The sequence below is a fragment of the Streptomyces sp. NPDC003023 genome, assembly GCF_042888225.1.
GTDB lineage: Bacteria > Actinomycetota > Actinomycetes > Streptomycetales > Streptomycetaceae > Streptomyces.
In genome coordinates this window covers 107014-129664 of record NZ_JBIAPL010000010.1, presented here as the reverse complement: position 1 = coordinate 129664, position 22651 = coordinate 107014, and the positions used below count along the sequence as shown (strand labels likewise).

Below are 22651 nucleotides of genomic sequence, written 5' to 3'. Positions count from 1 at the left end.
CCGGCCACAGAAAAGAGATCGTCATGCAATCCGGAAACGCCAAGGTCCTGCACCCGCCCAACCGTGCAGCAGAGCCTGATCTGCTTGCCAAGGTGCTGCACCCCTATAAAGAGAACTGCCGGTACCTAGAATCTGCGATTGTGGATTTCGGGGCCGAGTCCGGACTCTTGGAGGCGCATTGCGAATTCCGCATTCCGGAATCCTGCTACATTGCGGATACCGGTCACTTCAATGCGGTTGAATTCAACATCTGCTACAACCAGATGGCTTACATCCTCATAGCGGAAGCCGTCCATTCCTCGCTGCTCGATCCCTTCAGCGCCTGGACGCTGGACGAGTACTGGAAACGCCAGCTGCCCAACGTACTGATCGCCGACTTCCACAGCAGATTCCGCCGGCCGATGAAGAGCGCGGCCTTCCGCGGTGTGATCACGCTCAACAGCCTGAGCCAGCGCAGTGCCAGCCGGCCGCTCATCATCCTTGACACGTCGTGTTCGTTCGAAGACGGCGACGGGGGGCGAGCCGAAGGCGAAGCCAAACTCGTGATCACCGACCCACCCCACGCGGCGCGGGGGAGCGAGTGACCGCGCACGAGATGAATCAGAACGACACCCAGACGCTCGCTCTGATGCCGCATTTCGACCGCCAGGTCCTCCTGGAGGACGTGGTGATCGGACAGTGTAAGCGCCACCTCGTGATGGGCGACGGCGAGGAGATCTCGCTGCAGCAGAACTACTTCGATCTCGGCCTCACCTCTCTGCAACTGGTTGAGATCAAAGAACACCTCGAGGAGACGTTCGCCTGTGTGATCAACACGTCGGAGATCTTCGAAAAGCCAACCGTTGAGCAACTGGTCGAACATCTCGATACCCTCCTGACCCAGAAGGCGAGCCGCACCGCATGAGCGCGCAATTCGAGAACGAGCCGATAGCCATCATCGGCGTCGGGCTGCGCTTCCCTGGAGAGAACAGCACGCGCGAACAGTTCGCAGAATTCTTGCGATGCGGGAAGTCAGGCGTCACGCGCGTACCGGAGGGGCGGCTGCCCTCGGTAATTCCGGAGGACGCGAACACGGATGCTGGATACCTCCAGAGCCTTCGGGATTTCGACGCCACATTCTTCGGAATCTCACCGCGGGAAGCCGCATTCATCGATCCGCAGCACCGGCTGTCCCTGGAGACGTCCTGGGAAGCGCTGGAAGACGCGGGCATCGACCCCACATCACTACGGCACAGCAATACGGGCGTGTACGTGGCCGTCACAGGCATGGACTACGCGATGGAGATCGCTCGCCTTCCGCTCGACCAGGTCGAACTCTATGCGGGCACCGGCATGTTCCACGCCGGAGCATCCGGCCGCGTGTCCTACTTCCTAGGCCTTCGAGGACCCGCACTGAGCGTGGACGGGGCATGCGCCTCTTCCCTCGTTGCCGTTCACCTGGCCGTCCAGGGGCTCAGGCTGGGCGAATGCAACCTGGCGCTGTGCGGTGCAGCCAACACCATCAGCGATCCCGCCTACCCCGTCATGGCAAGCCGCTCCGGAGTGCTCGCCCCGGACTCCCGATGCAAGACCTTCGATGAGGCAGGCGACGGGTACGTCCGCGGCGAAGGCGCGGCGATGATCGCGCTGAAACGCCTCAAAGACGCCCAGCGCGACGGGGACCGTGTCCTGGCGGTCATCCGCGGATCCGCCGTGCGGCAAGACGGCGAGAGCGCAGCGCTGATGGCCCCCAACGCCAAGGCACAGGCCGCGCTGATGCGTGCCACGCTCGACAACGCAGGCCTCACCCCCCACGACATCCAGTACATCGAGGCGCACGGCACCGGAACCGCCATCGGCGACCCCATCGAAATGCGCGGCATCAGCGAGGTCTTCTCGGCCTCCCACTCACAGACGAGACCTGTTGCGGTGGGATCGGTGAAGACCAATCTCGGACACCTCGAATCCACCGCAGGGCTCGCCGGCCTCATCAAAACGCTGCTGCAACTACGGGACCGCACGATCTACCCGCACCTGAACTTCTCCATCCCCTCCAGCCGGATCCCCTGGAGCACCTCGCCTGTCTCCGTTCCCACAGCTGTCACCCCGTGGACCGCGACAGGAGCGCGCACCGCCATGGTCAACTCCTACGGAGCCACCGGAACCATTGCCTCGGTAGTTCTTCAGGAGGCCCCGGAACCGCAACAGCCGTGCCCTCCAACAGATAACGGCGAAAGCGGCGGCGTTCTGACGATCTCCGCCAAGTCGGAAGCCTCGCTGCACCGCCAGATCCAGGCCTACACCGACCTGGCTGCCGGCATCGGCCGTGAAGACATAGCAGCCCTCTGCCGCGGTACCAATGTCACCCGCGCCCACCACCTCTGGCGAGTCTCAACCACAGTGGGCAGCACCGAGGACCTCAACGCCTTTCTCGAGCGGCAGCTGCGCCATGGCCGGCGAACTGCCCCCGTTGCGGGAAGAAAGCGTGCAGCCTTCCTTTTCCCCGGAGGCGGGACGCAGTACCCGGACATGGGCGGTCACCTCTACAGGCGATTCCCACGATTCCGACAGCACTACGATCAGTGCAGTGCCCTCTTCGAACCCGCATTGGGCTGGTCTCTGTCACAGGAGATCGCGCAGAGCACCGCACCGCAGCCCGGCACGGACAATGCCACCGTGCTGACAGCGCGCCTGTTCACCCTCGAGTACGCGCTCGCGCAGTTCTGGATGTCCCTGGGAGTACAGCCTTCCGTACTCCTTGGCCACAGTCTCGGAGAGATCACCGCGGCCGCTGTCGCGGGCGTCATGGAACTCCCGGACGCCGTGCGTCTCGTCCTCCGCCGCGGCCAGCTGCTCGATAGCACCCCCGTCGGCGCCATGGTCGCGATCGAAGCCTCGCCCGACCAAGTCATGCCCCTACTCGACTCTGCCCCCGACCTCAGCCTCGGGGCGGTCAACGGCCCACAGCAATGTGTCATCTCCGGCGCCCGGGACGCCGCAACGGAGTTGGCCTCGGCTTTGGCGCAGCAAGGATTCAAGGTCAAGATCCTTCAGGTCCCCGTGGCATCACATTCGCCGCTGATGGACCAGATCCTGGACGAGTATCAAGCCTGCCTGGAGACCATCACGCTGCACCCTCCCAAGATCGCGATAGCGTCCACAGTCCTGGGGCGTATCGCGGAGCCGGAGGAAATCACCGCCCCCGACCACTGGCTGCGCCACCTGCGAGACACCGTCCGTCTCGTGGACGCCATGCGAGCCATCGAGACACGCGGCTCGCACAGCTTCCTGGAGATCGGTCCCGGTTCCGAACTGCTCGGCATGGGCCGCGACTGCACTGCCACGCCCAGCGCCGGATGGTTCGGCAGCATGCACCGCAAGGACACCGCGGCAAACACGATCAGCCAGTCCGTCTCGCGTCTCTACGCCGCCGGCTTCGCCATTGACTGGGCGGCCTGGCACGAAGGACAGCCAGCCCAGCCTCTGAGGCACGGGAAGCTGCCGCTCTACCAGTTCGACCGCAAACCCCACTGGCTGCCCACACCGAAGAACCAGCCTGTGAGCGCAGGCCAGCACGCCCTCCTCGGGACAGAGACCACCACACCCCAGGCCGAAGGCGGCTTCGCCTTTCGCTCCGTCGTCAGCGCTCATCAGCCGGCTTACCTGAGCGAACACACCGTCCACGGCGCGCCCGCCTTTCCCGGCACCGGCTTCATCGAAATGCTCCTCGCAGCTCAGGACACTGCGCTCGGCGAGGCCACCAAACCCATCGAGGACCTCACCTTCCACGAGCCTCTCTTCTTGACGTCCTCCGAGGTATCGCTGCACACCGAAGCAGCCAGCGAGCCCGACGGCTACCTCCACTGGCGCATCTCCAGCTCCGGAGCAGACGGCCTTCGAACCCTTCATCTCACAGCCCGCACCCCGCGCAACACCGGACAGAGCCTCGCCGATGCAGTCCTGCCCACCGCCACGCGCGGCGCACCGGACGCCGAGATGGCCACCCAGGACCTCGCCGCGTACTTCGAGGCCCGCGGAGCCTGCCACGGCCCCACCTTCAGCACCGCCGCCCGCGCAAGCCGGTACGGGAAGACCTTGGTCATCGGAGACATCGAGACAACTCCCCATTCCGTGGCTGACGTTCTCCACCCCGCCCTTCTGGCCGGCGCACTCCAGACCTCAGCCTGCCTCTTCGCCGAAGGTCCCGATGACGGCTCCGCTTACACCGCAGTCCGCGTGCAGCTCGCCCGCCTGGTGCGCAAACCACGCGGCCGCTCCCTGAGAAGCGAGCTCACCGTGACCCATGAGACAGAGCAGCGGGTGACCGTCGACCTCACGCTGTATGACCAGTACGGAGAAGCCTTCCGTATGCGAGGCGTCGAGCTTCAGCGGTTCTCCGCCGCACGTCCACAGTTGCCCCACAACGAGCTTCATCCGGCCGCAGCTCTTCCCAGCATCGACATCGGTGCCTGGCACGCCATGACCCCGCAGGCCAAGCGTGAGAGGGCGCGCACCTTCGTCCTCGCCCACATCGCCGACCTTCTGCAGTTCCCCACCATCGAGGACGTTCCCCAGGGCGCCTCGTTCTTCGACATGGGGATGGACTCACTCCTCGCCGTCAGGCTGAAGAACGTCGCCGAGAAGAGCTTCGGGATCACTCTCGACCTGCGCACCATCCTCGGGAATCCCACCATCGAGGCGCTGGCCGACCTGCTGGCGACCGGGCAGGAAGAACCGGCCAACCCCCAGGAGACACCGGCATGACGCACACCGGGCCGACGCGCACTCTCGTTGACATCGTCCAGGAGAACGCAGCCGCACTGGGCGACAAGACAGCAGTCCGCGGCGAAGACACCCATCTGACGTACCGCCAGCTAAACGAGCTCAGTGACCGCCTCGCGTACACGCTCAACAACTGCGGCATCACCAAGGGCACCCGCATCGCCTATCTCGGAAAGGAATCGACCCGCTACTACGAGATTCTCTTCGGTTGCGCCAAGGCAGGCGCAGTTCTCGTGCCCATCAATTGGCGACTCACCGCGTCGGAGATCTCCTACATCCTCGATGACTCGATTGCCGAGCTCGTCTTCGTGGACACGGACTTCCGTGCCACTGTCGAAGCGGCAGCACGCGACCTGTCAGGGCTGAGGCAGATCGTCACCCTCGATGCCCCGGACAACCACCCGGCCTACAGCTTCGACAGCTGGCTCAACGAGTCCGATCCAAGCGCGGCCCACCTCGCAGTCCCCCCACCGCCCCCCTCCGCAGACGACGCCATCGTGCAGATATACACCAGCGGCACCACCGGCCTCCCCAAAGGGGTAGTCCTCGCGCACCGATCCTTCTTCGCGGTGCGCCACCTGCTTGACGAGGCAGAACTGGACTGGATCGACTGGAAGCCCGACGACGTCAGCCTGATCGGTGTTCCCAGCTTTCACATAGGCGGACTCTGGTGGGCACTCCAAGGACTCAACGCAGGGGTCGAGAACATCGTTGTCCGCACCCTCATCGGCAGCGAGGTACTTCGCCTCATCAGCCAGCACGCAGTCACCACAACCTGCCTCGTGCCCGCGATGCTGCACATGGTCACCGCCGAAAAGACGGCCACTCCGGGCCACTTCGACTCCCTGCGGAAGATCGTCTACGGGGGATCTCCGATATCGGAAGCCCTCCTGGAACGGTGCCGCACGTTGATCAAAGCCGAATTCGCCCAGATCTACGGCCTCACCGAGACAGGAAACACCGCGGTCTGCCTTCCGCCCGCAGCACACGACGAAGGGGGTCAGCTCCTCAAAGCCGCCGGCCGCCCCTACCCGGGCATCGGCATCGCCGTACGCGACAGCAACGGGCGGGACCTGCATCCGTACGAGGTCGGCGAGATCTGCCTCAGCACACCTGCGTCGATGATGGAGTACTGGGGACTGCCAGAGGCCACCGAGCAGGCACTCCGGCAGGGGTGGATACACACCGGAGACGCCGGCTACCTCGACGAAGAGGGGTACGTCTACCTCTGCGACCGCATCAAAGACGTGATCATCGTCGCTGGGGAGAACATCTACCCCGCAGAGATCGAAAAGGCGCTGGAAACCCTGCCAGCCGTCGCGGAGGCCGCCGTCATCGGCATCCCGGACGAGCGATGGGGCGAACGGCTCCACGCCACGGTGGTTCTCGCACCCGGCAGTAACACCACGCCCCGGCAGCTGTCCCTCCGGCTCCGCGAGTCGCTTGCAGCCTTCAAGATCCCCTCCAGCTGGGAATTCCTCAACCAGCTGCCCCGGAACCCCAGCGGCAAGGTCCTACGGCGCGAGCTCCGCGAGCCGCACTGGAAGGGGAGGGAGCGAAACGTCGGCTGACGACACCCTCACCGTGCCGAACCCCGACGAACCCGAACGCAAGGACTGACATGAACACCCCTGATGACCGCGAATTCTCCCTGTACTGGCAGGACGACGGCATCGTCGCCGTTGACCAGCTTGCCCTGCCGCAGACCTTGCGTCTGATGCACCTGAAGACCGTCGACTCTCTCATCGAAGCCATACACATGCTCGCCATCCGCGGTGCTCCGGCGCTCGGCCTGGCCGGGGCTCTAGGGGTGGCGCTGTCCGCCCGCTGCCACCAGAGCACTTCGGAAGGGTGGCGAGAAGCAACCCGCGCAGATGCGGCCAGACTCGCGAACGCACGCCCGACTGCCGTCAACCTGGCATGGGGCGTTGAACAGGCACTTTCCCATCTGCACGGAAGCCCGGACACCATCCTCGACGCAGTCCTGAAGATGATTGCCGAGGACGCGGCGACCAACCGACTGGCGGTGACCAACGCAGCCCGCGAAGTGCGCGCGCGCACCCCCAGCCGGCCGCTGCGCATCTTGACGCACTGCAACACCGGCCGCCTGGCCACCGCTGCTGTCGGAACAGCACTGGGAACGATCCTGCACCTCGCCGGGGAGGGGAAGGTCACCGAGGTCCTCGTCGACGAGACACGCCCTCTGATGCAAGGCTCTCGCCTCACAGCCTGGGAACTCTCCGAGGCCAGCGTTCCCTACCGCATCTGCATCGACTCCGCTGCAGCTGCCGCTATGTCACGTGGCCTGGTCGACTGCGTCCTCGTCGGCGCAGATCGCATCGCACGCAACGGAGACACCGCCAACAAGATCGGCACATACGGGCTCGCTGTCGCTGCAGCCCGTCACTGCATCCCGTTCTTCGTCGTCGCACCCGAATCCACCTGGGACTCAAGCCTCGACAGCGGTGACGCCATCGAGATCGAAGAGAGAGATCCGGGCGAAGTCACCTCCTTCTCCACACAATCCGTAGCACCCGCAGACGCCCGAGTGTTCAATCCCGCCTTCGACGTGACACCAGCAGAGCTGATCACCGCCATCATCACCGAGCGCCGCGTCGTCCACCCAGCCGCCCGCTCCTGCGGCTCAGACGCCGAGACGGAGGCCGTCGCGTGACGCCCCACAGCAATCCCTCCGAGCGATCAGCGGCCGCGCAGGATCTGGCCGACTTCGCGCGCTTTCTCTACTTGCAGGGGTGGATGCCCGGAACGTCAGGAAACCTCTCCGTGCGCCTCCAGCACCAGCAGGCAGACACTGCTCTGATCACCGCGAGCGGTCGGGACAAGGGAGCACTGACGGCCGATGACTCCATCGTCATCCACGCCATCAGCGGCACCCCGCAGGAAGTCACTGAGCTGAAGACATCTGCCGAGACCGCCATCCACACCGCGATCTACGACACCACCGATGCGCGCGCCGTAGTCCACGTCCATTCCCCCTACGCGACCGCTATCGCCACCAGGGCAGCCAGAGGCGACCGCACCGCGGTAGTGACTCTGAGCCAGTGGGAGCTCCTCAAAGGCCTTGGCCTCAAGGACGCCGCCCATACCGACGTGCCTGTCTTTCGCAACTGGGCGCACGTACCGCAGATCGCTGACGACATCCGAAGTCACCTGCAGAACCAGGCCGATGCCGCCCCGGGGTTGCTGATCGCCCATCACGGGATCACCACCTGGGGAGACGATCTCGCTCAAGCCCGCAACCGACTCGAGTGTCTCGAAGCCATCTTCCAACTGCTCACGCTGAACGCTGGACTCCAGCCTGCTGACGAGGAAAGGCCCAACCGATGACCATCCTCCAGGTCATGACGCACGACGCCCCGCAGACACCGCAACTGCGCACACGGGACGAGACGCAGATCGGCGAAATACTCGGCGGCCTCGGAATCGAATACGCCCGCTGGAACCTGCGCACAGCCGTCACGCCGCAGACAACGCCCGACGAGCTTCTGAAGGCCTACCGTGGTGAGATCGACACCCTGTGCGCCCGCGACGACCTGGTCCTCGTAGACGTTGCGCAACTGCATCCTTCCAGCGACCCCGAATCGGAACTACGAGCCGCCAAGGCCCGCCTGACGTTCCTCGAAGAACACCGCCACGCCGAGGACGAGGTGCGGTTCTTCGCCCAGGGCACCGGCTGCTTCTATCTGCACATCGACCAGCGTGTCTACGCCGTCGTGTGCGAGGCGGGCGACTTGCTGTCCATCCCGGCCGGCACTCTGCACTGGTTCGACATGGGCCCCAGCCCTGACTTCGCCGCCATCCGCTTCTTCAAAGAAGAGGACGGCTGGGTCGGCGACTTCACGGGGGATCCCGTCGCTGACAGGTTTCCCCGCCTTGACGCCCTGCTGGCGGCGAACGATGAGGCCTGAGGCCATTGTCCTGGACATCGAAGGCACCGTCGGCTCGGTCCGGCACGTCAAGGACGTGCTTTACCCCTATGCCCGGGACCGATTGCCCGCATGGTTCGCCAGAAACCGCGGCACCCCACGCGCAGAACAACTGATCGCCAGCATCGCCGCCCACGCCGCCCGCGCCTGCCTCCATGAGGCAGACGCCATTTCCGTGCTCGAGCAATGGACCGACAGCGACGTCAAGGCGCCACCGCTGAAGACTCTGCAGGGATGGATCTGGGAAGCGGGTTACGCCGACGGCTCTCTCACCGGCCACGTCTACGCAGAAGTGCCGGGAGTCCTCGACGGATGGGTCCGGGCGGGTGTCACGCTGTACGTCTACTCGTCCGGGTCGATCTCCGCCCAGGTCGCATGGTTCGCCCATACCCCCTATGGCGACCTGTCGCGCTGCTTCGCCGGCCACTTCGACTTGGAAACGGCGGGAAACAAAAAGGCCGCAACATCATACCGGCGTATCTCGCACAAGATCGGTGCTGCCCCCGAGGCGACCGTATTCCTAAGCGACTCACCCGACGAACTGGATGCGGCGGCGCAGGCGAACTGGCGCACCATCGCGATTCAGCGCGAGGAAAATGGCCACGTCCTCAAACACTCCCACCCGGTAGCGCGAACCCTGGACGACCTCGTGATCACGAACTATTTCCAGGCGTGATGCGATCCGGAGCGCTGTTGACACGCCAAATCCAGGCGAGGGCAATCAACTCTTCGATGAAGTAGAAATGACTCTGTGTGGACGTTTCGCAAAGAAAGGATTGAATCGGCAAAAGAAGAGTCAGTAGGGGCCCGCTACCGGATCGATCGTATCCCGCCGGGCCTCTAACAAGCATGCCTATTTGAGGTCGGCTGATCGGCCCCGAGCTGCGATGATTCGCAGAATTGAAGTGATGCAAGAGATGGCAAAATGGAGGTCGAGATTGGGTTGACAGGGATTCGCTCGTGCGATTGGCTTTCGCTGTCAGGGAAGCCGCCGGGAGGTAGGGAAATATTGGATCCCTATACTCCCTGCCGCTCACGCTGAATCCCTGGCTGAATAGGGGAAATTAAGCAGGGCTGGTGAAGCTCCCTTCGCTTGAATCCCCCTCCGCTCGGGAAGCAATCTCTATTGAGAATAGGCCGGTGCGCTGAACCGGGATCTGTGAGACCTGCTGGACGAAAGCGTGCCTGAAGCCCTCAAGTCCGGCACGGCCGCTGACACTACAGAGCCAAGGGAACCGATGGGACACGACGGCATGCAGCTCATTAACGAACAGTTCGCACTTCGCGCCGCCACTCAGCCCGGCGCGCTCGCCGTGACACAGGGGCAAAACCAGCTCACCTACGCAGAACTCGACGCGCGCGCAAATCAAATCGCAGCGCGCCTGAAGAAGCAGACCATCGCCCGTGGCGCCGTCGTCATGGTCTACCTCGATCGATCCCCAGACCTGATAGCCGCCATGCTCGCGGCCTGGAAGGTCGGCGCCGCCTACCTACCGGTCGACCCCGTCACACCGATGGAGCGCATTACAACCATCGCTCAGGAGGCGGACTGCGCGGCCATCGTCACCGGCACGCCCACCCCTCATCTGCAGTGCCTGAAGCTCCCTCTCATCGACCTCAGCGACACCCAGCCGGCAGCGGAATCGCTGGGCGTCCACGACCTCGCACGGAGCAGCGACCGGGCATACCTGATCTACACCTCCGGCTCGACCGGTACACCCAAGGGTGTCGAGGTCGAGCACGCCTCGCTGGCCTACCTGCTCACACACATCAACGAGCGCTACGGGATTTCACCTGAAGACCGAGTGCTGCAGTTCGCAGCCACCACCTTCGACACCTCGATCGAGCAGATCCTGGTAACTCTCCTCAACGGGGCCACGCTGGTCCTGCCCGACCGCCTGTGGGCTGCCAGCGAGCTCGCAGCGGAGCTGCTCCGGCACCGCATCACCGTCATGGACCTCACCCCCTCCTACTGGCGAGCCTTCCTCACCGAGCTGGAGATGAGGCCGCAGCACCTGCCCGTTCGCCTGACCATTGTCGGCGGCAGTGCTGTACACGCCGGGGACTGCCTTACGTCTCTCCGCCTCCTCCCGGGATCCCGGCTAGTGAACGCCTACGGGCTCACCGAGACCACCATCACCTCCTGCACGAGGGAGATCACCGCCGCGACCCTGCCGGATCACGGCAGCGCCCCGGTCGGCCAGCCGCTCCCGCAGACCCAGGTCCATATCCTCGACGACTCGATGCATCCAGTACCCGCGGGACAGCAGGGGGAGATCTACCTCGCAGGCCCTGGCCTGGCTCGCGGATACGTGAGCGCGAGTGCCACAGAGGCCCGCTTCGTACCGGGCGCCGGCGAGCTAGCTGGGCACCGTCTCTACCGCACCGGAGACCTCGGTAAGAGCACCAACGGCGACCTGCTGATCACCGGCCGAGCGGACCGTCAGCTCAAGCTCCGCGGATACCGGGTCGAACCCGCAGAGATCGAAGCCGCACTGACCACACACCCTGCCGTCACGGATGCCGCAGTCAAGGCCTTCGAACAGCACGGAGACGTCGCACTCGCCGCCTACTACGTCACCAACCAGGCAGACGAACCCACTGCCGCCCAGCTGCGAGAGCACCTGCGCGACCGGCTGCCCACGTACATGCTTCCCTCTGCCTTCCTCCTTGTCGGGACGATGCCCCTCAAGGCGAACGGCAAAGTTGACGTCGACGCACTGCCCCAGCCCGACACCAGGCCGCAGACCGCTGCCGACGCATCCGCCCCGCAACAGCCGGTGGCACCGGTCGAACGCGCCGTAGCCGGCATCTGGCGCCAGGTCCTTTCCCTCGACCACATCGGTCGCACGGACAGCTTCTTCGACCTGGGCGGCAACTCACTGCTGGCCGCTCAACTGCTCGCCAAGGTGCGCGCCTCTCTCGGCATCATGATCACCCAAGTGCGGCCACTCATCAGGATCCTGCTCGACGGCGCGACACTCCAGCAGTTCGCGGCCGCGGTCGAGGCTGCCAGGGCAGGAACGTTCGACGACACCGGAGCCAAGACGGTCGACTTCCGAGCCGAGAGCGCACTGGGCGTCGAGGTCCAGGCCGCACACGACCCGGCTCAGTGGCAAGAGCCCCGAACCATCTTCCTCACCGGTGCCACAGGCTTCCTCGGCATCTACCTCCTGCGTGAACTGCTCACCACCACCGAAGCCACCATCCATTGCCTCGTCCGTGCGCAGAACCAAACCCAGGCCATGCAGCGCATCCAGAACAACGCCCGGCACTACTTCCAGGACGATCTGGGAGCTCACCGCGACCAAGGGCGCATCGTCGCTGTCCCCGGAGACCTCGCCGAGCCCCAGCTGGGCCTGTCCGAAGAGAAATTTGACTTCCTCGCGGCCTCAGCAGACGTCATCCACCATCCCGGCGGACTGGTCAACTTCATCTACCCCTACAGCCACATGCGCGCCGCCAACGTCGACGGCACACGCGAGATCATCCGCATGGCCGCCCGCTACCGCAACTCCCCCATCCACTACACCTCGACAATGGCCGTCATCTCCGGCTTCGGAACGGCCGGGGCACGCCACGTCACCGAAACCACGCCGCTCGACCACGCCGACCACCTGTCCGTCGGCTACGTGGAGAGCAAATGGGTTGCCGAGGCACTCCTGGCCAATGCCGCACAGGCCGGCCTCCCCGTCGCCATCTATCGCGCCGCCGACATCTCCGGTGACCAGCAGACCGGCGCATGGAACACCTCGACCGAGATGTGCGCCATGAAGCGCTTCATCGTCGACACAGGCACCTCACCCCTGGCGGAACTACCGCTCGACTACACGCCCGTCGATGTCTTCGCCGCAGCAGTTGCGCACATCGCCCGCACCCGACCCGCCAGCGGGCAGGTCTACCACCTGACGAATCCGGGGAAGGTCAACGTCGCCCGCCTCACCGAGCGCCTCCGAGCCCACGGCCACGTGATCCACGACGTGACCTGGGAGCAATGGCTTGAGCACGTCGTCCGCATTGCCGTCGAGCAGCCCGACCACCCCATGACGCCTTTCGCGCCCCTGTTCATCGACCGCTGCTCCACAGGCGAGATGAGCGTGGCCGAGATGTACCTGGAAACGACCTTCCCCGTGTTCAGCCGCGAGAACGTCGAGGCCGCACTCAGCGACAGCGGCATCACCATCCCCGCGGTCGACGACGCGATGCTCGATCGCTATATCCGCTATCTGACCGACATCAAGTTCCTGTGAGCGACACATGCTGACCACGACTCTCAAACGGCCGGCCTCAGTCTGGGAACAACTCGATCTGGCGTCCGCACCCAGCGAGGGCCCCGTCGCCTTCGGCGATGACCTCCGCCCCCAGACCCTGCTCAGCGCCTACCGGCACGGCCTGTACCCCTTTCCCGCCGAAACGATCGAGCACGAGCTCCTCAACGAACTCAGCTACGAAGCGGAAGTGGCAGCCGGACGCATCCACGTCCTGGACGGCAGCCGAGCCCCCTTCGCAGTCGCTTGGTGCTCGCCCGACCCCCGCCCTCTCATCAGCTCAGACCGGCCGCATCTGTCCCGCAGCCTGCGCCGGCTCCTACGCCGCACAGAGTGGACAACCACGCTGGACACCTGCTTCACACGCGTCGTGGAGCACTGCCGGCAAGGACGATCCGAGAAATGGCTCACGGACGAGCTGGCCGCCAGTCTGAACCGGCTCCACGAGTGCGGATACGCGCACAGCATCGAAGTCTGGGAACACGGAGAGCTCATCGGCGGAACCTTCGGCGTGCTGATAAACGGTGTCTTCAGCGCCGATTCGCAGTTCACCCTGCGCAGCGGCGCCGGCAAGGTCGCCGTTACAGACCTCTGCCGCCGACTGGCAGAAGCAGGCGGCACAGCGGTCGATGTCCAGCGCGACAGCGACCACGTTCAGATGCTGGGCGCCGGCCCCGTCGCACGCACCGCATACCTGCAGCTGCTCACAGCTCCAGGCACGGTCACTCTCCCCACCGGCCCGAAGCCAGCGCGCCGCCTCGACGCCTGACGGCGCGGACACAACCCCAGGAGAACCGCGATGCCATCCACCAACAGCGTCCCCCTCCATGTCACCAGCCTGGCCCAACGGCCGGACCTCGCAGACGCCATGCTGAACATGGAATCCACCTGGCCTCCCTACGTCCAGCCCGATCCGATGCTCATCCACTGGGTTTTCGAGCGCCACCCCCAGTTTCAACTCGTCGTCCTCGACGACGAATCGCGCGTCGTCGCCCGCGCCGCCAGCATCCCCGTGGCCTGGGACGGAAACGACAACTCACTGCTCGACAACGGCTGGGACGGGGTCCTGCGCCAATGCATGGACGACACCTACACCGGCGCCACCCTCAACACTCTGTGCGCCATGGAGATCGCCATCGTCCCGGGACACAAGGCGCGCCACCTCTCAAGCCATGTCCTGGACGCGCTCAAGGACGCAGGCCGCAAGGCCGGCTTCCACAACATGATCGCGCCGGTCAGACCCAGCCTCAAACACACTCAACCGGGCCTGGCGATGGCCGAGTACATCCAGCACACCCGCGAAGACGGACTTCCCTTCGACCCCTGGCTGCGCGTCCACGTCCGCTCCGGCGGTCGCATCGTGAGCGTCTGCCCCGTCTCGATGACGATCTCCGGAAGCCTCCGCCAGTGGCGCCAGTGGACCGGGCTACCCCTCGACCATAGCGGGCAAGCCGACGTCCCAGGAGCCCTCTCACACCTGAACGTCAACACCGACCACGATCACGCGACCTACATCGAGCCCAACGTGTGGGTCCACCACCCGCTCACCACCGCATCCTGACCCGCTCTACCCCGTAACCAGAAAGGCCGACACCATGACGACCCACCTCGACCCCACCGACAAGATGGCCCTGCGTAACGCCCTCATCGAGCGCATCGGCGGCTACATGACCGCCCACTCCATCGGCGTCGCCGCCGAACTGGGGATTGCCGACCTGATCAAGGACGAGGTCCGCGGCAGCGACGAACTCGCGGCCGAGAGCAACACCCACGAGCCCTCCCTGCGCCGCCTGCTGCGCACGCTGACCGCCGTCGGCCTCACCACCGAGCCGGAGCCCGGCCGCTTCGCCCTCACCGACATCGGATCCCAGCTGCGCAGCGACTCCCCCGATTCCCTGCGCGCCTTCTCCCGCATGTTCTGCCACCCCATCCTCCTCCGGGCCTGGCAGGGACTGGGCCACTCCGTCGCCACCGGCGACCGGGCCTTCGACCACGTCTACGGCAAGGACTTCTACACCTACGTCGCAGACCAGGGAGAGGCCAACACTCTCTTCAACGAAGCCATGGGGGAGGAGTCCCGGATCGCAGCTGCCCAGCTGGCCTCCGGATACGACTTCTCCCAGGCCAAGAAGATCGTGGACCTGGGCGGCGGTGACGGCACACTCCTGGCCGCCATCCTCCCCACCCACCCCCACCTGAACGGGATAGTCTTCGACAGCCCCAGCGGCGTCGCCGAAGCCCCCGAGACTATCAAGAAGGCCGGTCTCGAGGAGCGCTGCGAAGCCCGCGCAGGCGACTTCTTCCAGGACATTCCCACCGACGGCGACCTCTACGTCATCAAGTCCGTCTTCCAGGACTGGAGCGACGAGGACTCCTACGCCCTGCTGCGGTCCTGCCGAGCGCACATCCCCGACTCCGCCACGCTTCTGATCGTCGGCTCCGTGCTGCCCGAGACCTCGTCGCCCGAGCAGCCCATCATGTTCTTCACCGACCTCAACATGCTGGTCAACACCGGCGGCCGCGAACGCACCGAGAACGAGTTCCGCGCCATGCTGCAGGAGACCGGATTCAGCGTCCAGCAGGTCCTCATCGGGGCTGCCGGCCCGCTCTCCATCATCGAAGCACGTCCGGCAGCCGCCCAGTGACCACGCCCGCCAGCTTCGGTGCGGAGCTATTCCACGGACGGCTCCGCACCGACCTCCTGATACTGCCTCCCGGCAACCCCCGAGCCTTGCCAGCCCCGGAGGAAGCCTTTCTGGCCCGACTGCACCAGTACTGCTCCGAGCACATCGACGCCGAAGCCATCGAACGTGAGGACCGCATCCCCGACGAGGTGATCGAAACCCTCAAGGACCTCGGCGCGATGAGCATCAAACTGCCCACCCGCTGGGGAGGCCAAGGGCTCTCCAACCTCTGCTACCTGCGCGCCCTGATGATCGTCAACAGCGTGCACGCGTCCTTGGGGGAGCTCCTCGCCGCTCACCAGGCGATCGGCCTCATCCAGCCCCTGCTCCTGTTCGGCACCCCGACACAGCAGCAGACATTCCTCCCGCGATGCGTGCGTGAGATCACCGCTTTCAGCCTCACCGAGCCAGAAGTCGGGAACGACCCCTACGGCATTCACACCACCGCCGTGGCAGGCCCAGACGACGCCTACACTCTCAACGGCAGCAAGCTGTGGACCACCAACGGCGTCATCGCGGATCTCCTGGTCGTGATGGCCCAAGTACCGCCCACCGACGACGCCGACGGTGGCATGACCGCCTTCATCGTCGAGGCGGACACGCCCGGCGTCACCGTCGAGCACCGCAGTACGTTCATGGGTCTGCGCGGCCTGGAGAACGGCGTCATTCGCCTTGAGAACGTCACGGTCCCTGCGGCCAATCGCATCGGCGACGAAGGCGCCGGCCTCACGGTCGCTCTCGCAGCCCAGGACACGGGACGGCTCTCGCTGCCTGCCGTGAGCGCGGCATCCGCCAAATGGAGCCTGAAAGTCGCCCGCGAATGGGCAGGTGCCAGAGTGCAATGGGGGCGGGCCATAGGCGACCTGGAGCCCGTCGCAGCCAAAGTCGCCGGCATAGCCGCCACCGCCTTCGCTCTCGAGGCCATGGTTGAGGTCACCGCGCGCTGCGCGGAACGAGAGGACCGCGACACAGGCCTCGACGCAGAACTCACGAAGCTCTTCGCTTCCGAGCACAGCTGGCGGATCGCCGATGAACTGCTCCAGCTGCGCGGCGGACGCGGCTACGAGACCGCCTCCTCGGCGGCCGCCCGCGGCGAACGTGGCATCCCGGTCGAGAGGCATCTGCGTGACGTTCGCATAGGCCGCATCTTCGACGGCTCGACCGAAGCACTGCGGTCCTTCCTCGCCGATACCGTTCTGAACCAACCCGTACCATCCCATGATCCTGCGGCTGCACAGGACGGGTACGGCACGGCGACAGGGCACCAGGCCTGCGTCCAGCAGGCAGCCACCCGGCTTGCCGGCCTGATCGAGCAGTTGCGGGCAACATCGGCTTCCGGGCAGCACCCGCAACGCCAGGTCGGGAGGCTCGTGGACATCGCCAGTGAGCTATACGCCATGGCCGCCAGCCGCACCTACGCACAAGCCCTCGTCCAGGATCAGCCGGCGGTGGTGCAGTTGGCCGATGCGTTCTGCGCACAAGCGGCACAACGCATCGAAGCCCTCTTCACCCAGTACGACACGAACAGCGACGCCGACGACCGGGCCCTGGCAGACGCAGTGTTCAAGGAAGCGCATATTTGGCTCGAGGGAGGCGTGATTGATGCCTCCACCGACGGCCCCTGGATCGCTTCAGCAAGTGTGAGCGACACCCGCCCCAATGTGCGCCGTCGCGTCCCCCGGCAGACCGCAGACGGCGTGACTCAGTCAAGGAACCTCGATGGATGACATTGCCCACCTGATCAAATCGGCTCAGACGGGACTGCGTGATCACTGCGGGAGCCATCAGTTCCATAGCCTCCTGCAAAACCGACGTGTTCCCGAGACTGTCCTCGCGGCCATGGCCGGGGAGTTGTACCACCTCGTCCGCAGCGACCGGCGCAGCTTCTCGCTGCTGGCCTCACGCTTCCCGTCCGCTACCGCGGGCGACCTGTTCCTGGCCATGGCACAAGGAGAAGGCGAAGCGCTCGCACTGCTGCTGGACTTCGCGAAAGCTCTCGGCCGCGACGAGGCGTATTTGAGGGCTTACGATACCCGCGCCATGGCACAGGCCTACCCCGCCTACCTCACGCAGACCGCGCTCTATGCGTCCCAGAGCTCCGTGGCACTGGCGTTGCTGGCCAATGTGGGGGAGTCGGGCGACCAGTACAGACGTGTCGCCAACACACTCCAGGCCCATTACGGCTACAGCGACAAGGCCGTCGCCCACTTCCGCTACTTCGCCGACACCCCCCAGGAGCTGATCGACATGGCGTCAGCCACCCTCAGGGAAGGTCTGGCGAGCGGCGATGACCCCACCGAGGCTGTCCGCACAGCCCGAATGGTGCAGGCATACGAAAGCCTCTTCTGGTCCTGCCTGGCTAACGACGTGGAACTGCAGTGACCGCCTTCTGCACAACCCGAAAGAGAACCGAACGAAACGAAGGGCTCACGCCATGATTGCCTTCAGCACCGCCCCCACCGAGCCTCTCGACAGCTCCGGCGGGAAATGCATGTACCAACAGGTCGACAGGCTCCGCACCATGGGCCCTGCTGTCCCGGTACAGCTGCCCGAAGGGGTCTCGGCCTGGTCTGTCACCCGCGGCGACATCGTCCGCCAACTGCTGACTCACCGCGGTGTCTCACGGAACCTGAAGAAGAACTTCCCCTCCTACGCTCCCGGCTCGGTGCCGTGGCTGGCCCCCTGGGTGGACGTCGACTCCATGGCGACGGCTGAGGGCAACGAGCACCTGCGTCTGCGAAAGCTCATCACCCCGGCCTTCACTCCGCGCCGGGTGGAGAGGATGCGCTCCCAGGTGACGGCCATCGTCAATCGCCTCCTCGACGAGCTGCAGGCCCGGCCGGCCGACGAACCGGTCGACCTGCACGCCGAGTTCTCCTACCGCGTGCCGACCGAAATGATCTGCGACCTCTTCGGTGTTCCCCCCGAGCAGCGTGTGCAGGTGCTACAGCTCTTCGTCGCAGTCGGCGAGACCGACGTCACCAAGGAAGAGTCCCTGGCGATCAACGAGGATCTCGTCTCCACCATGCGGACCCTGATCGCCGCGAAGAAGAACGATCCCGGCGAAGACCTGACGAGTTTCCTGCTGGCGGCCCGCGAGGCCGACAGCGAACCGCTCACTGAGCACGAACTGATCTCGACCCTGCTCCTCATGCTCGGAGGTGGCAGCACCACCACCATCAACCTGATCGACCACACGGTCCGCGAACTGCTGGCCCACCCGGAACACGTGCAGACACTGCGCCAGCACCCGGAACGGTGGGGCGACGCTATCGAGGAGTCGCTGCGGGTGCACTGCCCCGTCATGCACCTCCCGATGCGGTGGGCCATCGAGGACATCGACCTCGGCGAGGGCGTCACCATCCGCAAGGGGGACGCCATTTTGATCGCCTACGGCGCTCACGGCCGGGACCCCCAAGTGCACAAAGACCCGGAGACCTTCGACCTCGATAGAGAGGACAAAGACCACCTGGCGTTCGGTCTCGGCGCGCACTTCTGCCCAGGCTCACATCTGGCACGCCTGGAAGCACTTGTAGCCCTACCGGCTCTCTTCGACCGATTTCCGCACATGCGGTTCGCGATCGACCCGCAGGAGATCCCGCACGAACGTACTTTCATCGGCAACGGACTCACCAGCCTCCCCCTCCTCCTCCAGCACGCACAACCAGCCGGACGGACGGGCTACTGAGCCCGGCGCGGGCCACCCATTACCGAAGCCACAATTCTGGAGATGACGATGAGCAGTCCGCCCGGGAAGCTTGACCCGATGCCGGTCGAGGAGCTGAGCAAGCGGACGCTGCGCCTGCTGGAACGTGCCCGCTACGTCAACCTCGCGACGGTCTCGGGTGAGGGGCACCCATGGGTCGCCACGTTGGAGTACGCATGGTTCGGCCACCCGCTGCGCCTGGTCTTCGGCTCACCCGACCAGGCCCTGCACAGTCGGAACATCGTCGGCTGCTCCCGCGTCAGCGGCGCCCTGTTCACCGCACCTTACGGATCTGGACTCGATGTGGATGCGGTCGACGGTGCACAGTTCTCCGGCCACTGCCGTGAGATAGACCCCCAGGGACTGGACGAGTACCACCAGGCCTTCTACGAGGCAGTGTTCACCGACGAGACCGAACGAGCACAGTGGATGCTGCCGCCTGCCTCATTGCAGGGGTCCGCTCCGCACCGTTTGTACCTGGTCGAGGTCGAGCAGCTGTGGCTGATCGACACCCGCGTGTGGGAGCAGGACCGGATCGACCGCCGAGTAGAGGTTCCCCTCGCTGAGCTGTAGCACTACCGGTTGGTAGACGAGCTCCGGATCAACGGAGTTCGTAAGCGTTGAGAACCGTCTCAGTGATGAAACGCGGGGCGTCACGTTCATCGAGGCGCCCCGCACTCACGTCGGCCGCCGCTCCGTTGATCATGTGGTGGAGAACGCTGGCAAGCCACGACGTCGGCAGGTCCGTGCGGAAAACCCCGGCCTTCCGGCCTCGCTCGATCAACTCGCTCACGCGCTGTTCGGGCCTCGCATGCAGCTTCTGGACGCGCCCCGCAGGAAGAGCGTTCTGCGCGGCTTCCAGCACGGCACGATATTGAGCGAGCATCAACCAACTGGACGTGATCAGTGACCGCAGTGCTTCCTGCGGCTCCCCATCCAGATCGAGACCCTCCAGGATCTGGTCGCCGCGGTCGATGAGCTGTTCCACCGCAGCCTCCACAAGGATCTCGCGGGTGGCGAAGTGGCCATATAGCGTCACGCGGCCCACCCCGGCAAGCGTGGCGATCTCACCCACGCTGGCTCCGGGGTTCCGAGCCAGGCAGACGATCGCCGCCTCGACGATCTTTTCCGCGTTCCGCTGAGCATCAGCCCTGCGTGCGGGCCGCGTTGCCGAGCGGGACATGCATCTCCTCTTATGTAGAACACCTCTGTATGAGTTAGGGTACCGGACGTAAGTGAGACATCGGTGTACGACTTAACGGAAGAGGTGTGTGCTGTCATGGCCGAGCCGTTGGCCTCCGAGAAGCCCGCAAGCAGTCCGAACCCCAGGCGATGGAAGATCCTCGGGTTCGTAGGCGTCGCGCAACTGATGCTGATCCTGGACGTCACCGTGGTCGCCATCGCCTTGCCCAGCATCGGCGCCGACCTCGGACAAGGTCGCGAAACTCTTACTTGGGTGGTCAGCGGCTACACGCTTGCCTTCGGTGGCCTGCTGCTACTGGGAGGCCGCGCAGTCGACTTGTTCGGAGCCCGGCGCCTCATCCTCGCGGGCCTGGTCCTCTTTGCCGCAGCCTCTCTGGTAGCCGGACTCGCGACATCTGGGACTGTCCTCCTGTCCGCGCGTGTCGCCCAGGGCCTCGCTGCGGCGATTCTGTCGCCTGCCGCGCTTTCGCTCGTCGTGACCCTCTTCGAGGGCGAGGAGCGCAACAAGGCCCTGGGTATCTGGTCGTCGCTCGGCGGCAGCGGCGCGGCCCTGGGTGTTCTGCTCGGCGGTCTTCTCACAGCCGGCGCCGGCTGGCCGTGGGTGTTCTTCATCAATGTGCCGGTCGGGATCGTTCTGCTGATCGCTCTGGCTCTGCAACTGCCGAAGCCGGTGCCTGCGGCCACCCGGGGCAAGCTCGATGTACTGGGCGCCGCGCTGGTGACCGGGGCCACCGGCACTCTGACCTTCGCCCTGGTGCGGGCCGGGGACAAGGGCTGGTTCACCTGGATTACGGCCGGTCTCGTGGCCGCTGCCGCCGTGCTCTACGCGCTGTTTGTCTGGCGGCAGCGGGTTGCGACCAGTCCGCTGATGGACATCCGGCTCCTCACTCTCCGGCCTGTCGCTACCGGCACGTTGCTGATTCTCGTCGCCACTGCTCTCATGATCATGGTGTTCTTCCTGGGGACGTTCTACCTGCAGAATGCGCGCGGCTACGGGGCCCTGACCACAGGCCTGCTCTTCCTGCCTGTCGCCTTTGCCACGATGATCGGCGCGAATGCCGGCGGACGCATCATCGGTCGTAGCGGGCCCCGCGTGCTTGGATCTAGTGGCCTCCTTCTGGCGGCCGTCGGTATGGCAGCTCCCGCTCTGTGGGAAGGCACTGCGGCTATGGTCATCGGCGTGGGCTTGGCGGCCGCAGGAACAGGCGTCGTCTTCGTCGTGGCCTCCGCCACCGCGCTCGGTCAGGTGGAGCCGCAGGACGCCGGGCTTGCCTCCGGCATCGTCAGCACGTTCCATGAGTTCGGAGCGTCTCTGGGGGCTGCGGTGGTGTCGAGCATGGCCGCAGCCGGGATCGCCGGAACCGACCCCTCGAGCTTCTCCCGAGGGTTCGCCACCGGAGCGATCGTGGCGGTTGCCGGTGCGGTGCTCGCCCTCCTGTTCATTCCGAAGCCCCGCGCGGCAAGTGTGGTCGAGGCCGCAGCGTAAGCCGGGTTGATCACCTGGCCTCTGCTGGTCTGTCCTCGGTCGGGTCGCTCACAAGCCATCGTTGGCGGGCACTGGCTTCCGTCGGTGGGATCGAGCCGAGTCAGAGAGTAGCTGCGGGCCCAGATCCGGAGGCGGCGGGGCAGGTCGGGTGCCGAGACCCGGCTCGCCGCCACCGAAGCGTGTTGCAGAACGCTGTGGTGCGGGTATTTCTCTTGTATGGGTGGGGTGTTGCGGGCTGAGGCGCTTTGGGTGGAGACGTTCACGGCTTGCGAATGAGTCGGTTCGAGAAGTTGGTGAAGGTATTACGCGAGCGGGGAGGGAACGTCCCCGGTGGCGGCCGCCCGTGGTGCCCGCCGCTGGCGGACCGGGGTCTCCTGGTGGCCGTCTACTACCGCACCAACCTCACGATCCGCCGACTCGCCCCGCTCTTCGGAATCTCCCCGGCCACCGTCTCCCGGGTCATCCAGCGCTTGCGGCCGCTTCTCGTGCTGGAGCCGGCTCCGCTACGCAGTCGGCCGTCAGACCATCCCTGCCGGTCAGATTGAGCGCTGTCCCTTCTCCCAAGAACAACGTCATCGATTCGTGCAGCTGGTGGA

The 22651-nt window shown here is 65.3% G+C and carries 18 protein-coding genes and 1 pseudogene; 18 read left to right on the top strand and 1 reads right to left on the bottom strand.

Annotated elements, in window-relative coordinates; genetic code table 11:
* Positions 1–23 precede the first annotated feature (23 nt).
* From ACFYV1_RS27895 to ACFYV1_RS27820, 16 genes are all read left to right on the top strand, one after another.
* Entirely contained in the window at positions 24–584 is a 561-nt protein-coding gene (locus tag ACFYV1_RS27895; protein WP_389398348.1) for an FcoT family thioesterase, read from the top strand.
* Entirely contained in the window at positions 581–904 is a 324-nt protein-coding gene (locus ACFYV1_RS27890) for an acyl carrier protein (RefSeq protein WP_389398347.1), read from the top strand. The genes ACFYV1_RS27895 and ACFYV1_RS27890 overlap by 4 nt, the downstream gene beginning before the upstream one ends.
* Positions 901–4743 (top strand): type I polyketide synthase, encoded by a 3843-nt coding sequence (locus ACFYV1_RS27885; protein ID WP_389398346.1) that lies wholly within the window; start codon positions 901–903, stop codon positions 4741–4743. The genes ACFYV1_RS27890 and ACFYV1_RS27885 overlap by 4 nt, the downstream gene beginning before the upstream one ends.
* Complete coding sequence (locus ACFYV1_RS27880; protein WP_389398345.1) at positions 4740–6332, top strand: long-chain-fatty-acid--CoA ligase; 1593 nt, start codon at positions 4740–4742, stop codon at positions 6330–6332. Before ACFYV1_RS27885 ends, ACFYV1_RS27880 begins: the two co-directional genes overlap by 4 nt.
* Before the next feature lie 50 nt (positions 6333–6382).
* Complete coding sequence (gene mtnA / locus ACFYV1_RS27875; protein ID WP_389398344.1) at positions 6383–7435, top strand: S-methyl-5-thioribose-1-phosphate isomerase; 1053 nt, start codon at positions 6383–6385, stop codon at positions 7433–7435.
* Complete coding sequence (gene mtnB, locus ACFYV1_RS27870; protein WP_389398343.1) at positions 7432–8109, top strand: methylthioribulose 1-phosphate dehydratase; 678 nt, start codon at positions 7432–7434, stop codon at positions 8107–8109. The genes mtnA and mtnB overlap by 4 nt, the downstream gene beginning before the upstream one ends.
* A complete protein-coding gene (locus ACFYV1_RS27865; protein WP_389398342.1) occupies positions 8106–8690 on the top strand; it encodes an acireductone dioxygenase in 585 nt (194 codons plus the stop codon). Before mtnB ends, ACFYV1_RS27865 begins: the two co-directional genes overlap by 4 nt.
* A complete protein-coding gene (mtnC, locus tag ACFYV1_RS27860; RefSeq protein WP_389398341.1) occupies positions 8680–9384 on the top strand; it encodes an acireductone synthase in 705 nt (234 codons plus the stop codon). Before ACFYV1_RS27865 ends, mtnC begins: the two co-directional genes overlap by 11 nt.
* Before the next feature lie 562 nt (positions 9385–9946).
* Positions 9947–12958, top strand: coding sequence for an amino acid adenylation domain-containing protein (locus ACFYV1_RS27855; protein ID WP_389398340.1), 3012 nt, complete (start codon positions 9947–9949; stop codon positions 12956–12958).
* Positions 12959–12965: 7 nt separating this feature from the next.
* The gene (locus tag ACFYV1_RS27850) at positions 12966–13745 is read left to right on the top strand and encodes a leucyl/phenylalanyl-tRNA--protein transferase (protein ID WP_389398339.1); all 780 of its coding nucleotides are present in this window, start codon (positions 12966–12968) and stop codon (positions 13743–13745) included.
* A 30-nt stretch (positions 13746–13775) separates the two neighbouring features.
* A complete protein-coding gene (locus tag ACFYV1_RS27845; RefSeq protein ID WP_389398338.1) occupies positions 13776–14537 on the top strand; it encodes an N-acetyltransferase in 762 nt (253 codons plus the stop codon).
* Positions 14538–14571: 34 nt separating this feature from the next.
* Positions 14572–15621, top strand: coding sequence for a methyltransferase (locus ACFYV1_RS27840; RefSeq protein ID WP_389398337.1), 1050 nt, complete (start codon positions 14572–14574; stop codon positions 15619–15621).
* Positions 15618–17387: an acyl-CoA dehydrogenase family protein gene (locus ACFYV1_RS27835; protein WP_389398336.1), complete on the top strand. Its 1770-nt coding sequence runs from the start codon at positions 15618–15620 to the stop codon at positions 17385–17387. The genes ACFYV1_RS27840 and ACFYV1_RS27835 overlap by 4 nt, the downstream gene beginning before the upstream one ends.
* Entirely contained in the window at positions 17380–18042 is a 663-nt protein-coding gene (locus ACFYV1_RS27830; protein WP_389398335.1) for a hypothetical protein, read from the top strand. The genes ACFYV1_RS27835 and ACFYV1_RS27830 overlap by 8 nt, the downstream gene beginning before the upstream one ends.
* Before the next feature lie 52 nt (positions 18043–18094).
* A complete protein-coding gene (locus tag ACFYV1_RS27825) occupies positions 18095–19348 on the top strand; it encodes a cytochrome P450 (RefSeq protein WP_389398334.1) in 1254 nt (417 codons plus the stop codon).
* A gap of 42 nt (positions 19349–19390) precedes the next feature.
* Complete coding sequence (locus tag ACFYV1_RS27820; protein ID WP_389398333.1) at positions 19391–19939, top strand: pyridoxamine 5'-phosphate oxidase family protein; 549 nt, start codon at positions 19391–19393, stop codon at positions 19937–19939.
* A 28-nt stretch (positions 19940–19967) separates the two neighbouring features.
* Here ACFYV1_RS27820 and ACFYV1_RS27815 read toward each other — a convergent pair whose 3' ends face one another.
* The gene (locus ACFYV1_RS27815) at positions 19968–20549 is read right to left on the bottom strand and encodes a TetR/AcrR family transcriptional regulator (protein ID WP_389398332.1); all 582 of its coding nucleotides are present in this window, start codon (positions 20547–20549) and stop codon (positions 19968–19970) included.
* 96 nt (positions 20550–20645) lie between these two features.
* Here ACFYV1_RS27815 and ACFYV1_RS27810 point away from each other — a divergent pair, with 96 nt between their 5' ends.
* Positions 20646–22055: an MFS transporter gene (locus ACFYV1_RS27810; RefSeq protein WP_389398331.1), complete on the top strand. Its 1410-nt coding sequence runs from the start codon at positions 20646–20648 to the stop codon at positions 22053–22055.
* Between the two features lie 216 nt (positions 22056–22271).
* Positions 22272–22579: pseudogene (locus tag ACFYV1_RS27805) on the top strand (transposase family protein); the annotation flags it as partial.
* Positions 22580–22651 lie beyond the last annotated feature (72 nt).